Source organism: Acidimicrobiales bacterium (assembly GCA_025455885.1).
In the GTDB taxonomy this organism is placed as follows: Bacteria; Actinomycetota; Acidimicrobiia; order Acidimicrobiales; family Acidimicrobilacustridaceae; genus Rhabdothermincola_A.
Map to the genome: position 1 here is coordinate 1 of JALOLR010000019.1, position 13,739 is coordinate 13,739.

The 13,739-nt window shown below is 71.8% G+C and carries 13 protein-coding genes; 4 read left to right on the forward strand and 9 right to left on the reverse strand.

All coding sequences use genetic code 11. From position 1 onward, the window contains the following. The first annotated feature begins 406 nt into the window (after window positions 1-406). Together MUE36_14270 and MUE36_14275 are read left to right on the forward strand one after the other, a co-directional pair. A complete protein-coding gene (locus tag MUE36_14270) occupies window positions 407-649 on the forward strand; it encodes a hypothetical protein (protein MCU0312096.1) in 243 nt (80 codons plus the stop codon). Next, complete coding sequence (locus MUE36_14275; protein MCU0312097.1) at window positions 646-1,023, forward strand: type II toxin-antitoxin system VapC family toxin; 378 nt, start codon at window positions 646-648, stop codon at window positions 1,021-1,023. The genes MUE36_14270 and MUE36_14275 overlap by 4 nt, the downstream gene beginning before the upstream one ends. Window positions 1,024-1,400: 377 nt before the next feature. On the opposite strand, the gene MUE36_14280 is transcribed toward MUE36_14275, so the two are convergent. Further along, window positions 1,401-2,972 (reverse strand): amidohydrolase family protein, encoded by a 1,572-nt coding sequence (locus MUE36_14280; protein ID MCU0312098.1) that lies wholly within the window; start codon window positions 2,970-2,972, stop codon window positions 1,401-1,403. Between the two features lie 119 nt (window positions 2,973-3,091). Between MUE36_14280 and MUE36_14285 the strand changes: the two genes are divergently transcribed. Beyond that, window positions 3,092-4,264 (forward strand): SPFH domain-containing protein, encoded by a 1,173-nt coding sequence (locus MUE36_14285; GenBank protein MCU0312099.1) that lies wholly within the window; start codon window positions 3,092-3,094, stop codon window positions 4,262-4,264. 2 nt (window positions 4,265-4,266) lie between these two features. Then, window positions 4,267-5,214, forward strand: a complete 948-nt coding sequence (locus MUE36_14290; GenBank protein MCU0312100.1) for a Tim44-like domain-containing protein — start codon at window positions 4,267-4,269, stop codon at window positions 5,212-5,214. Window positions 5,215-5,232: 18 nt separating this feature from the next. Here MUE36_14290 and MUE36_14295 read toward each other — a convergent pair whose 3' ends face one another. The 8 genes from MUE36_14295 to MUE36_14330 form a co-directional block, all read right to left on the reverse strand. After that, complete coding sequence (locus MUE36_14295; protein ID MCU0312101.1) at window positions 5,233-6,708, reverse strand: extracellular solute-binding protein; 1,476 nt, start codon at window positions 6,706-6,708, stop codon at window positions 5,233-5,235. Between the two features lie 19 nt (window positions 6,709-6,727). Next, window positions 6,728-8,209 carry an extracellular solute-binding protein gene (locus tag MUE36_14300; protein MCU0312102.1) on the reverse strand — a complete coding sequence of 494 codons (1,482 nt, stop codon included), beginning with the start codon at window positions 8,207-8,209 and terminating at the stop codon, window positions 6,728-6,730. A 25-nt stretch (window positions 8,210-8,234) separates the two neighbouring features. Continuing rightward, window positions 8,235-9,071, reverse strand: coding sequence for a carbohydrate ABC transporter permease (locus MUE36_14305; GenBank protein MCU0312103.1), 837 nt, complete (start codon window positions 9,069-9,071; stop codon window positions 8,235-8,237). Then, on the reverse strand, window positions 9,061-9,999 hold the full coding sequence (locus tag MUE36_14310; GenBank protein MCU0312104.1) for a sugar ABC transporter permease: 939 nt from the start codon (window positions 9,997-9,999) through the stop codon (window positions 9,061-9,063). Before MUE36_14310 ends, MUE36_14305 begins: the two co-directional genes overlap by 11 nt. Next, window positions 9,996-11,012, reverse strand: coding sequence for an ATP-binding cassette domain-containing protein (locus MUE36_14315; protein ID MCU0312105.1), 1,017 nt, complete (start codon window positions 11,010-11,012; stop codon window positions 9,996-9,998). Before MUE36_14315 ends, MUE36_14310 begins: the two co-directional genes overlap by 4 nt. Window positions 11,013-11,258: 246 nt before the next feature. Further along, the gene (locus MUE36_14320) at window positions 11,259-12,011 is read right to left on the reverse strand and encodes an FGGY family carbohydrate kinase (GenBank protein MCU0312106.1); all 753 of its coding nucleotides are present in this window, start codon (window positions 12,009-12,011) and stop codon (window positions 11,259-11,261) included. Between the two features lie 51 nt (window positions 12,012-12,062). Further along, complete coding sequence (locus MUE36_14325; protein ID MCU0312107.1) at window positions 12,063-12,947, reverse strand: hypothetical protein; 885 nt, start codon at window positions 12,945-12,947, stop codon at window positions 12,063-12,065. Window positions 12,948-13,054: 107 nt separating this feature from the next. Next, entirely contained in the window at window positions 13,055-13,708 is a 654-nt protein-coding gene (locus MUE36_14330) for a 3'-5' exonuclease (GenBank protein ID MCU0312108.1), read from the reverse strand. Window positions 13,709-13,739: the final 31 nt, after the last annotated feature.

The window sequence follows — 13,739 nt, forward strand, 5'->3', positions numbered from 1 at the left end:
GCCTCGCCGCTACGGCGTTCTTCGTCGCCACCCCGGCGGGACTTGTTGTGGCTGTCGGCCTCGTGGCAACGGCCGGTTCTGGTGCCCAGCTACTCGGGGTTCCGGTGTCGGGCGGGGAGATCAACCTCTCGTATGGGGTAACGGCGATCTCGGGGTTGTCGTTCGTGCCGGTGGACGCGTCGGGGCGGATCCTGCGGTTGCGGTTGACCTCAGAGCGTGGACACGTGGTTTCCGTTGGTCGGTCCGTCGCTGTCGCCGGCTGGATGGGGCCACGTCTCACCAGCGCGGAGCACATCGGAGAGGCCCCACGGCGGTCCACCGAACCTCACCAACCGGTTCGGGGCGGTGTCCGACCGAACCCCTGATGGGTGCGATGTGCACCCATCAGAGTGGTAGCCTGGCGGCCGTGTCCAGAGTGATCCAGATTCGAAACGTGCCCGATGACGTCCACGAGGCGCTGGCTGACGCGGCCGAGGCCGAGGGTCTGTCCCTGACCCGATACATGCTGCGCGAACTGGAGCACCTGGCCAAGCGTGCGCAGGCGGTGCACGCGAACGCCGCCGTGATCAGAGAGACGCAGGCAAAGGTTCGAGGCCATGTCGATCGAGACACGATCCTCAGCGCGTTGCACGAGGGACGCGGCGATTGAGAGTCGTCGATGCCGGCGTCATCGTCGGACTCGTTGCGAACGACCTCGATCCCGATCGTCTCGGAGACGAGGAGCTCGCCGTTCCCCACCTCATCGACAGCGAAGTGACCAACGTCCTTCGGCGTCTCGTCGCCCGGAAGATCCTGACCGAGCAGCAAGGCGCGTCCGCCTTGGATGGCTTCATGCGTCTCGCCTTGACCAGGTTCCCGGCCGACTGGCTCCGTCCGAGGATGTGGGCACTCCGGTCGAATCTGAGCGCGTACGACGCCACCTACGTCGCCCTCGCCGAGATGACCGACGCCACGGCCCTGCTCACGACCGACACCCGATTGGCCAACGCCCCGGGCACGAACTGCCCGATCGAAGTGATCTGAGCACCACCCGACGCAGCGGCGATCTCCTGGTTCGCGCAGCCAGTGACCAGCGCGTTCTCCCCGCAACCGGGTATCGGGCCGGCCGGAACGAGCGTGGGAGAGCGGGGCGCTTCGCGTCTCCGCGGGGTGAGACCGTGGCGAGGAGGTCCCGATCGGCGCGTCCGGCGTGGAGCAGACCCTGATGGAGGTCCTCGCTGGTGCCCGCGACGAACGCCATCTCCTCCGACTGCGAGCTGCTCGGTCGGGCGACGATGCTGCCCACCGCTCCGGTCGACCACGCCGTCCTCGCCAGGCGCACCGAGGTGCGCATCCCCCCGGCATCGGTGCGCTGCCGCCCATCCGGCTGGACCGTCGCCGATGCCCCGCCGCAGTGTGCGCTACGCCGTGGAGCCCTTGATGGGCTGCCCGGCGCGGACGCTCTCGTCGACGCCGGTCGGGGTGAGCACCACCTGGCCCATCACGAGGACGTGGTCGACACCGGCGGACATGCTGGCCGGGTCCTCCACCGAGGACGTGTCGGCGATGGTCGCAGGGTCGAACACGGTGATGTCGGCGTCGGCGCCGATCTGCATGCGGCCCTTGCGCTGCATCATCGGCACCGCCGCCTCGACCCGACGGGTGGGGATGATGGTGGCCTTGGCCAGCGCCTGTTCGAGGGTGAGCACGCCGAGGTCGCGCACGTAGGGGCCCATGAGCCGGGCGAAGCAGCCCGACGCCCGGGGATGGTTGTTGTTGCTCGACTCGGGGATGGCGTCGGAGCCGACCATCGTCCAGTCGACCTGGGCGGCGGCGTTCACGTCCTCCTGGGGGATCGCGTAGGCCACGACCAGCTTGTTCTGGGCCTGGTACCGCCGGAACGAGTCGGCGGTGAGGCGCTCGGAGGTGCCGGCGAGCTGGAGGTCCTCGTAGGAGATGCGGAACCGGCCCTGCCAGTCGCCGTTGAACCGGGCCGACGCCAGGTAGGTGCCCCAGAACGTGTACGGGTAGAAGCACCCGGTCATGTCGAGGCCCCGGGCCCGGGCGTCCTCGAGCTTGGCCATCGCCTCGGGCATCACGTGGGTGGCCATCGACGGGATGTGGTCGACGTGGACCGACGCCCCCGAGGTCTCCGCCACCCGGATCACCTCGTCGATGGCCAGCAGCGAGCTCTTCTCGGGCGGCTCGGGGCTCGAGTACCGCACATGGGTGAAGATCGGGACGTTCAGCTCACGAGCCACCTGGCCGAGGGCCACGTACTCGTCGTAGTCGATGTCGGGGGCGTACTCGGGGTCGATGGCGATCCCGATGAACCCCGCCTCGATCTGCTCGGCGACGGCGTCGCTCAACCGGGACAGCTGGGCGTCGCTGGCCGTGCCCCGGATGCCGAGCGTCTCGCGGAAGTACTGGTCGGAGACCGCCCCGCCGTAGTGCAGCGGCGGGCCGTTCGGTCCGGCGTAGGTGTCGAAGAACCCGGCGGCGTTGCTCGGCTGGGTGATGCCGTGCATGCCGAGGTTGGTGGTGACGCCGTCGCCGATCTTGAACCACACCCCGTAGGAGTTCGGCTCGTAGGAGAGCAGATCCACGAAGCCGGGCCCCACCACCTTCCCGGTGGCGTCGACGGTGGTCGCGCCCTGGAGGGGGTCGAGGGAGATCGACGCGATCCGCTCGCCGATGATCCCGACGTCGCCCACCGCGTCGAAGCCGGTGTCGGGGTCCATGATCCGCCCGCCCTTGATGACCACGTCGAACACCGTGTCGTTCGGGGGTGCCGGGGCGGCGCCCGGGAGGACGGGCGGGACGGGTCGGGGCGGCTCGGTGACCTGGACCGTTCCCGCGCCGTCGTCGCCCCCGCCGATGCTGCACCCCGTGGCTGCCACCGCGGCGGCCAGCGCCGCGCTGCCGCCCAGCACCAGGAAGCGCCGGCGGCCCGGGTCGGCAGGATCGGGAGTCTGGGGTGCGGGGGGAGGCACCCGGCGAATCTACCGGCCGTCCGGTGCCGTTCCCGGGCACCCGCGCACCTCCGGGGTCGGGCAGTACGCTCGGCGGCGTGCACCCGCACGGGGTGCGCACGAGCTCGTGAGGTGGTGTCGTGGCGATCCTCGGTGGCGTCTTCATCGCCGTTCCGGACGACAAGAAGGACCAGGTCCTCTTCAAGTGGCCTGACGTCAACCTGCGCAAGGGCAGCCGGCTGATCGTCGAGCCCGACATGCTGGCGCTGTTCGTCAACAAGGGCGAGGTCGCCGGGGTGATGGGCCCCGGCCAGCACCGCGTCGAGGCCGACGAGCTCATGGGCATCGGCATCATCATCGACTGGGCCACCGCCGGCAACGCCTACCGCGCCGAGCTGTTCTTCGTCGGCACCCGCGAGTACACGAGCGAGCGCTTCGGGGGGCGCATCGACGACGTCCAGGACCCCCAGACCGGCAACATCGTCACCCTCGGCGTGTTCGGCGAGTACAGCTTCCGGGTCACCGATCCCACCAAGCTGGTGCTCAACCTGGTCGGCACCATCGACGTGCCCGACAACGACCACATCACCGACTGGCTCGAACAGCAGATGATCAAGGTGATGCGCACCGAGGTCACCCGCCAGATCGTGCGCAACGGATGGCCGGTGCTCGGCCTGTCGGCCTACATCCCCGACATCGAACCGGTGGTCATCGCCGCCACCAACGAGGCCATCGCCGACTACGGCCTGGCCGTGGCCCGCATGGGCAACTTCGACATCAACCTCTCCGCCGAGGACCAGGCGACGCTCAAGGAGCTCGCCAAGGACACGGCCTACAGCCGCCTGGCCGGCGGGTTCCAGCAGTACGCCCAGGGCGAGGCGCTGCTCGGGGCCGGCGAGGGCATGGCCAAGGGCGGCGGCGACGGCACCGGCGCGGCGTTCATCGGCGTGGGCATGGGCATGGCCAACCAGATGACCCAGCCCCCCGCCCAGGGCCCCGTGCCGCCTGCGGCCCCCGGGTTCGCCGGCGGCGGCGAAGGGTTCGCCGGTCAGGGCACGGCGCCCGCCGGCGCGGCGATCACGTGTGCCGGCTGCGGTGCCGAGAACCCGGCCGGCGCCAAGTTCTGCCACCAGTGCGGCACGGCGATGCCCCAGGCCCGGTTCTGCGCCGAGTGCGGCACCGAGCTCGTGGCCGGAGCCAAGTTCTGCGCGTCGTGCGGCACCGCCGTCGCCCAGGCGACCGGCGCCGCTGCTCCTGACGGCGCCGACGACCCGACCCCCGGACCGTCCGACGACACCCCGGCGTCGAGCTGACCTTGCCCGGTCCCTTCTTGGCTCCGCTGGCGGCGATCGCCGCGCTCTGGTTCCGCGCCGGCGGCGGCACCGGCGGTGGCTTCTCCGGAGGGGGCGGAGGGTTCTCCGGCGGCGGCGGGTTCTCCAGCGGCGGGGGCGGGTTCTCCGGCTCGGGCGTGGGCACCGTCGGGGCCAGCGCGCTGTTCACGCTGCTCTTCGGCGGCGGCTTCATGTTCTTCATCGTGATGATGGTGTTCCTGTCCGCCCGGCGTGGCGGCCGGGGCATGATGCCGAGCCAGCCCGTCAACCCCAGCCAGGGTGCCTACCTGTCGGGCACCGACGTGGCCCGCCAGCACGCCGGGTCGCTCGCCGAGCTCCAGGTCGGCCTCGACGAGATCCGCGCCCACGACCCCGCCTTCGACCCCTCGGCGTTCGTCACGGAGGTCAACAAGGCGTTCTTCGTCATCCAGCGCGCCTGGGTGGAGCGCACCCCCGAACTGGCCCGGCGGGTCATGGCCGACGCCATCTGGCAACAGCACCGGTTTCAGATCGAGCAGTACCTGTCGGCCGGCAAGCAGAACGTGCTGGAGAACCTGGCCATCCAGAACACCGTCATCGTGTGGGCCGACAGCGACGCCACCTACGACACGATCCTGGTTCGCTTCTTCGCCAGCTGCGCCGACTACGACATCGACCTGAACGACAAGAACAAGGTCGTGCGGGGCAGCACCCGGGTCGAGCCGTGGACCGAGGACTGGGCGTTCCAGCGTTCATCGAGGGCGGTCACCAGGCCCGAGGGCGGCACCCTCGCCGATCGTTGCCCCAACTGCGGGGCGCCCCTCGACCTCGACATCGCCGGCGTGTGCAGCTACTGCAAGGTGGCGGTCATGTCCGGCGAGTACGACTGGGTGCTGGCCCGCATCGAGCAGCTCCCCAGCTGGGAGTACGGCCAGGCGACACTGCCCCGCTGAATCGAGGGCGACCGGCGATCAGAAGCCCTCGTCGCGGTAGCGCTCGAAGGCGGCGTCGAGCTCGGCCTGCATGCCGTCGAGCGCCACCTCGGGGGTGACCTTCTCGACGGTCAGCGCCTCCAGGCCGTTGCGGACCGCCAGGCGGGTCTCGGTGTACGGGCCGATCAGCGGGCCGGGGAACGCCGGGTCGATGCCGTCCACCACCATCTCGTTGGCGATCGACAGCCAGCGACCGGCCAGAGTCGTCGTCCAGTTCTCGACCACCCGGGGGTCCTGCGCGGCCGACTCGCGGTAGGGCAGGTACGACCCGCCGAGGGCGAGCTGGGCCTGGGCGTCCTCGGAGTTCAGGAAGGTCATGAAGTCCCAGGTGGCCGCCTGCACCTCCGGCGGACCGGTGTTGGTCATGTACCAGGCGTTGCCCCCGACCTGGCCCCGACCACCGGTGGTGATGCCCGCGAAGGGGCCGGCGCCGATGTCGAGCGTCGAGGTGTCGGCGGGCACCGGCGTCGTGGCCCCCAGGTCGGTGATGTCGAGGGTGCCGGCGAGGAACGACGCCACCGAGGTGGCGGCGCTCGACGACTCGACGAGGAACGACGACGACTGGCTGGCCAGTGCCAGGTACTGGTTGATCTGGCCCTCGGCGTAGGGGATGACCTCGAGGAGGCCGTCGGCCTGCATCTCGCTCATCCACGTCAACAGCTCGGTGGCCTCGGGGTTGCCGGCCAGGGTGGCGGCCTGGGCGCCGTCCCCACTGCGGCCGTTGTCGTTGTCGACGATCGACGACCCGGCCCCGGTCATCCAGAACTCGAAGATCCACGGTGCCACCGCGTAGACCATCGGCTTGTCGGCCACGCCGGCGGCCTTGATGGCCTCGGCGGTGGTCCGCAGCTCCTCGAGGGTCGTCGGCGGGACCTCGGGGTCGAGCCCGGCGCGCCGGAAGTGGTTCTTGTTGTAGTAGGTGAGCGCCGCGCCCAGGTTCGCCGACGCCGGGTACAGCGCCCCGTCGACGGTGTAGTAGTCGACCGCCGTGTCGACGAACGGCGACATGTCGTAGCCGGCGGCGTCGACGCAGCTCTGCGCGGGGAGCACCACGCCTGAGTCGACCATGAACTGCGTGGAGGTGTCGTCGACGACGATCCCCGCCGGGAGCTGACGGGTGGGGATGGCCTGGGTGAACTTGCGGACCAGCTCCTCGAAGCTGGCCCCCTGGCTCTCGAGGCTGACCCGCACCCTGGACTGCGAGGCGTTGTACTGCGACACCAGGGCCTCGATGGTCTTCTGGGGCTCGGCGACCTGGGAATGCCAGACCGTGATCTCGACCGGCTGGGTGGCCGACGCGAGGGCGTCGAGCGGGCAGGTCGGCAGCTCGGCAGAACCTCCGCCCCCGGTGTCGTCGGTGGCGTCGTCGGTGCCGCTGCTGCATGCGCCGGCCAGCAGGGCGGCGAGGCTCAGGGCGGCGATGGCGCCGAGGAGTCGGGATCGGGTCGTGGCCACGGTGGCCTCCTGGGTCGGGCTACAACGAGTCGTTGTAGGCAGTGAGGGCGGCGGTCACCTCGGCCGACGCCTCGGCGATGGCGGTGGCCGGATCGGTGGTCTGCAACGACACGGCGGCCATGGCGTCGGTCATGGCGATGCGGAACTTGTCGTAGGGACCGATGAGGGCGCCGGTGGAGTCGGGGTCCATCGCCTGGAGCTGGTCGTAGGCGATGCCGAGCCACTTCCCGGCCAGCTGGGTCGACCAGAACTCCTGCACCCGCGGGTCCTCGGCGGCGGCGTCGAGGAAGGGCAGGTAGCTGCCCTCGATGTTCCAGGTGGCCTGCTGGTCGATCTGGTTCCACCAGGTGATGAAGTCCCAGGCGGCGGCGATCTGGGCCTCCGACGAGGTGTCGCCGTCCATGATGAAGAAGCCGTTGCCGCCGATCTGGGTGGCGCCCGCCTCGTCGATGCCGAACATGGCGCCGGCGCCGATGTCGAGGCCGCTCGTGTCGGTGGAGGCCGCCTCGGCCCGGTTCTCCTCGCCGAGCACCGTGGTGTCGCCGCCGAGGAAGGCCACCACCGACGTCGCCGCGGTGGAGGTCTCGACGGTGATCGACGCGTTCTGGCTGGCCATGGCCAGGTAGTGGTCGACGGTGCCGGGGGTGGACTGGACCGGGGTGAGGAGGCCGTCGGCGACCATCTGGTCGATCCACTCGAACACCTCGAGGGTGACGGGGGTGTCGAAGGCGGCCTCGGTCGTCTGGTCGGGCCCGTAGCCGTTGTCGTTGTTGACGAGAGGCTGGCCGGCCCCGGCGAGCTGGGTCTCGACGAACCACGAGTCCATGAGCATCACGACCGGTGTGCCGGTGACGCCGGCGGCCTTGATGGTCTCCGCGAACTGGCGGACCTCGGCGAGGGTGCCGGGCGGCGTCTCGGCGTCGAGGCCGGCGCGCCGGAAGTGGTTCTTGTTGTAGTAGGTGAGCAGCCCCGAGACGCTGGCCGTGCCCGGCCACATCGCGCCGCCCACCGTGAAGTGGTTCACCGCCGCCTCGGCGAACCCGTCGGTGCTCGCCCCGGCGGCGTCGAAGCAGGCCTGCGCGGGGAGCACCGTCTGGCTGTCGATGAGGGCCTGGGTGGTCGTGTCCTCGCTGACGAGGATCTCGGGCAGGTCGCCCGTGGGGATGCCCTGGGTGTACTTGTTGAACAGCTCGTCGTAGTTGGCGCCCTGGAGCTCGGCGGTGACGCGGACCTTGTCCTGGGAGGCGTTGTACGCCGCCACCTGAGCCTCGAGCGTCGAGCCGGCCTTGCCGCTCAGCTGGTACCACACGGTGATGTCGACCGGCGCAGTGGCGCTGTCGAGGGCGTCGACCGGGCAGTCCGGGAGCTCGATGGTGTCGGTGGCCGGGCGACCGACGTCGTCGCTGCCGGCGTCGTCGGAGCCACCCCCGCAGGCGGAAGCGACGAGCAGCCCGGTGAGCAGCACGCCGGCGGCGCGCAGGGTGTGGGTGGAGCGAGACATGTGGGGTCTCCTTCGGTTCGGGGGGTCAGCCCTTGACCGCACCGGCGGTGAGGCCTCGGACCAGTTGGCGTTGGAGGAAGATGAGCAGGAGCAGGACCGGGATCGCGGCGATGATGGCGCCCGCGAAGCCGATGTTGTTCTGGTCGACGGTCGAGGCCGACAGGGTCTTGAGGCCGATCTGGATCGTCTCCCAGCGGCCCTCGGTGACCACCGCCCGCGGCCAGGTGTACTGGTTCCAGGCGGCCAGGAACGCGATCACCGTGAACGACGCCACGATCGGCTTCGTGACCGGGATGGCCACGCGGCGCAGGAAGGCGAGGTGTCCGAACCCGTCGAGCGCGGCGGCGTCGCGCAGGTCGCGGGGGATGCCGAGGAAGCCCTGGCGGATGAGGAAGGTGCCGAAGGCGGTGGCCAGGAACGGCCCGACGAGCGCGGGGTAGCTGTTGAGCAGGTCCCAGTCGCGGATCGTGCCGACGTTGGGGATGAGGGTCACCTCGATGGGCAGCATCAGGGTGGCCATGAAGACGAGGAACAGCACCCGCTTGAACGGGAACTCGAGGAAGGCGAAGGCGTAGGCGGCGAGGATCGAGGTGGCCAGCTGGGCCCCGACGATGATGACCGTGACCACCGCGCTGGTGAGCAGCTTCGGACCGAGGTCGCCGAGGTCGAAGGCCCTCGCGAACACCCCCCACTGCACGGCGACGGGCCAGGGCGGCTGTCCGGCCTGGACGTAGTCGGCCGGGGTGGACAGGGCCCGGATCAGCGTCATGTACACCGGGAACAGCACGATGACGCCGAGCACGGTGAGCACGACGTACCAGGCGGCCTTCTTCCACGGCGCCTGGAGGGTGTCAGTTCCCATAGTGCACCCGCCGGTCGAGGAGGAGGAACTGGGCCAGGGTGACCACGAGGGTGATGCCGAACAGGCCGATGGCGATCACCGAGCCGGTGCCCTGGTCGGAGGGCTGCTGGCTGTAGAAGATCTTGTAGACGAGGGTCTCGGTGGCCCCTACCGGGCCGCCGGCGGTGAGGATGTCGGACTGGGCGAACGCCTGGAGGGCGAAGATCACCAGCACCACCACGAGGAACATGAGCGTCGGGCTGATGAGCGGGAGCGTGACGCGGAAGAAGCGGCGCAACGGGCCGTACCCGTCGAGGGTGGCGGCCTCCTGGATCTCGTCGGGGACGGCCTGGAGGCCGGCCAGCACGATGATGAACGTGAGGCCGAGGTTCTGCCACACCGACGAGAGCGCGACGCCGCGCAGCGCGGTGTCCGGGTCGGCGAGGCTGAAGAACGACAGGTCGGAGAAGTAGCCGATCTGGGGGTTGAGCAGCACCAGGAACACCACCGACGCCACGGCCACCGAGCTGGCCACCGTGGAGGCGAAGATGGTGTGGAAGATCTTGATCCCCTTGAGGCGCCGGTTGGCGGCCACGGCCAGCAGCACGCCGAGCACCAGGCCCAGCGGCACCGTGAACAGCACGTACTTGGCGCTGATCTCCAGCCCGGAGGTGAACTCGTCGCCGGTCAGCACGTCGGTGAACTGGCTCGGCCCCACGTAGCGCTCGCTGGTGCCGAAGCGGTTCTGCTGGTGGAGGCCCAGGTAGACGAGCCGGACCAGCGGGTAGAAGAAGAAGATCCCGAAGACGATCGCCGACGGCACCAGGAACAGGTACGCGACGCCGGCGTCGCGCAGCCGTCGGCGGCGGTGGCGCGGCACCGGGGTGGGCGCCGGCGGCGGGGTGGACGTCGGCGTGGCGTCGACGAGGAGGTCGGTGGTGTCGGTCAATTCAGCCGCCCGGTGGTGTCGGGGCTGAAGAGGTGGACCTCGGCGGGGTCGGCGCTCAGCGGCAGCTGCTCCCCGGTGGTGACGGGGGTGTCGCTGCTGGCCTGGCGGACCGTGACCTCGGCGCCGCCGATCTCGCACAGCACCAGTCGCTCGTGGCCGAGCCACTCCACGGCGCGCACGGTGGCCTTCACGGGGCCGTCGGGGTCGACCACGAGGTGCTCGGGTCGCACCCCCACCACGACCTCGGTGCCGTCGGCGAGCGGTTCGGCGGCGAGGGGGGCCACCGGGATCCGTTGCCCCCCGAGGTCGACGTGGGTGGCGTCGGCCTCGACGACCACCCGACCGGGCACGGTGTTCATGGGCGGCGAGCCGATGAACCGGGCCACGAACAGGTTGTGGGGGCGGTCGTAGACGGCCTGGGGCGGGCCGACCTGTTGGAGTTCACCGTCGTTGATGATGGCGATGCGGTCGGCCATCGTCATCGCCTCGACCTGGTCGTGGGTGACGTACACGAAGGTGGTGGCCAGGCGCTTCTGGAGCTCCACGAGCTCGAGGCGGGTCTGGGCCCGGAGCTTGGCGTCGAGGTTCGAGAGGGGCTCGTCCATGAGGAACGCCGAGGGGCGGGCGACGATGGCGCGGGCCAGGGCGACGCGCTGGCGCTGCCCGCCGGAGAGGGCGCCGGGCTTCCGGCCGAGCAGCTCGGTGAGGCCGAGGATGCCGGTGGCGTCGGCCACCCGCTCCTTGCGCTCGGCGGCGGTCAGCTTTCGGGGCTCGTCCTCGCCGTCGACGTGGAACTTCCGGGCCACGAGCGGGGACTCGACGTTCTTGGCCACCGTCATGTGGGGGTACAACGCGTAGCTCTGGAAGACCATCGAGATGTCGCGGTCCTTCGCCTCGATGTCGTTGACGACCCGATCGCCGATGCGCAGCGTGCCCTCGGTGATGGTCTCGAGGCCGGCGATCATGCGCAGCGCCGTGGTCTTGCCGCACCCCGACGGCCCGAGCAGCACCATGAACTCGCCGTCGGCGATCGACAGCGTGAGCTTGCTCACGGCGGTCACGTCGCCGAAGCGCTTGGTCACGTCGTCGAAGGCGACGCTGCTCACGGCCGATCGCCCCCGGTGGGGTGGCCGCCCGAAGGTGCGGTGCCGCCCGCGGGTGGTGTCGGGTTGCGCACTGACCCCCCTGTCATCGAGCGGAGCGTAGCCCTGGTGGCGGCGGTGTCGAGGTGAACACGAGGTGACCGGCCCGCGCGCCGCTCAGGTGGGGAGCGCCCCGCCGGCGTGCACCGGGAGGAGCGGGGCCAGGCCGAGCGTGGCCGCGGCGTCGGCGGTGAGGCCCCCCGCCGGGTCGGCCGGGAGGACGAGACCGGGGAGTGCGTCGGTCCACACGATGTCGGCGTCGACCACCGCGAGCAGGTCGGTTCGCCAACGGCACGGGTCGCGGCGGTCGACGACGCCCGTGCCGACGGCGTCGTGTGCCCCGAGGCGGGCCTGGCCGGTGAGCCGCTCGACGAGCCAGCCCGACGGGACCGTCACGCGGTGCAGACGGGCCCAGGCGTCGGGGTCGCTGCGGTGGAGCCACGACAGCAGTGCCACCGTGGAACCGGGTCCGGGCAGGGCCCCGGTGGCGTCGAGCCACGCGTCGTGCCCGCCGGGGACGTGGCCGGCGAGCCACTCGGCGTCGGCGGCCGACGCGGGGTGCGACCCGAGCACGGCCGGACGCACCACCTCTCCCCGCTGGTCGAGGATCACCATGCCGCCCGGAGGCCGGCCGACGCCGACCATGAGGAGTGCGAACTCGTCGGTGGGCAGGCCCATGGCGGCCATCCCCGCCAGCACGTCACGGGTGGCGCCGCAGGCGGCCTCCCACCAGGCCATGGGGTCCTGCTCGTGGCCGTTCCCGGGATCGTGGCCCACCGAGGCCTCGACGACGACCTGCCCGGCGGCCCGGTCGTGCACGAGGGCGAGGACGGCGGTGGGCGACCACGAGATCTCGAGGACGAGCGACACGGGGTGAGCCTGGCACGACGGGGCGGGCGGCGCCGGGTCGCGTCCATCACCTCACCACGCCGGCGAGCCGGTGCCCAGCCGGGCGGCCGCCCTGATCCGGTCGACGGTGCCCGGCGCCAGGGTGGCGTCGAGCACGTCGGTGACCAGGGCGAGCGGGGGGAGCTCGGCCTCGACCCATCGGGCCAGCATCGACCCGTCCATCCAGCCCGCGGCCGGTGGCTCCGCGCAACCGGCGGCCGCGTCGGGGTTGCCGGCCGCCACGGCGCGGCGGAGCTCCTCCCAGCTCCACCGCACCGTGGCGTCGCGAAGGGCCGCGGCGGCGTCGGCGGGGGTGGCGGTCGGCGTGAGCGGGCGGGGCAGGCGGGACAGTGCGCCGGGCCAGTCGAGCCGGGGATCGCCCGCGGCCACGCGGGCCAACCGGCTGAGCCACAGGAGCACGACCGTGTCGACCGTCGGCGGCGGGGCCGGGGCGGTGGGCAGGCCCAGCATCCGCCGGCAGGCGTCGGCGGCCCGGCCGGCGATCGGCTCGCGGGTGGGCCCGACGACCAGGGGCCCCAGCGCGGGGGCGACGGTGACTGACGTCCCCGTCCGGTCGACGAGGTGGACCACGACGCCGTGGACGACGGGGCCCTGGCCACGGGCGAGGCGGCTCCGGGCCGGGGCGCGCAGGCCGACGGCGACGACGTCGGCTGCCGCGATGCGCCCGACGAGCGCGTCGACCGGGTCGGGCGCATACAGGGGGTGGACCACGACCTCGTCGGCTCCGGCGCGACGGTGGACGTGGACGAGGGCCGGCCGGTGGAGACCCGAGGTGCCCAGCAGGGAGCGGGCCGCCGCGACCAACGACGGCGGTTCCGGGGTGAGGGCCGACTCGGGGCCGGTGGCGGTGGCGGTGCCGGTGCGGACGGAGGACGGGACGGACGGGGGGTGGGCCACGGGAGGACCTCTCGCTCGGTGGGGTTCCGGCGAGTCGTGACGTGCCCAGCGCACCGGGGTCTCGCGAGCCCGTGGGCCGAGTCTGCCCCGGGGGTGCGACAGCCGGGTCAGCGCCTGACGGTGAGGCGGCGCGCCAGGGGTCGGCTCCGACCGCCGGGCACCTCGGCGAGGAGTACGCCGAGCAGCCCGGCGGTGGCCCGGGCGTCGACCAGGGCCCGGTGCGGCCCGAGGAGCGGTACCCCCACCTCGGCGCACAGCGCGCCGAGGGACCAACCCTGCGCAGGGCGGCGGAGCAGGCGGCGGCTCAGCTCCAACGTGCACAGCCCGGCGTCGACCCCGGCGAGCGGCGCGACGTCGTCGCCCAGGCGGCCCTCCTCGGAGCCCAGGAAGGCCACGTCGAAGGCCAGGTTGTGGGCGACGAGGATCGTGCCGGCGAGACGGTCGGCCAGCTCGGGCGCCCGGTCGACGAAGGCGGCGGCGTCGACGAGGTCCCCGTCGGCGATCCCGTGCACGTGGGTGGCCCCGGCGTCACGTCCCGGATCGAGGAGGGTCGACCACTCGTCGGTGATGCGTCCCTGCGCGTCGGTGGTGACCACCGCCATCTCGATGACCCGGTCGACCTCCGGGTCGAGCCCCGTGGTCTCGACGTCGAGCACCGCGAAGGGGCGGCCGTCGAGGGGCGCTCCCCACCGGCGGACCCGCACGTCGGGAAGGCGGCCACGGGACCGCCGCCGGGGGACGGTGGTCGGACGACGGGGCACGGGATCACCGTACGCGCCCCCGCCGACACCG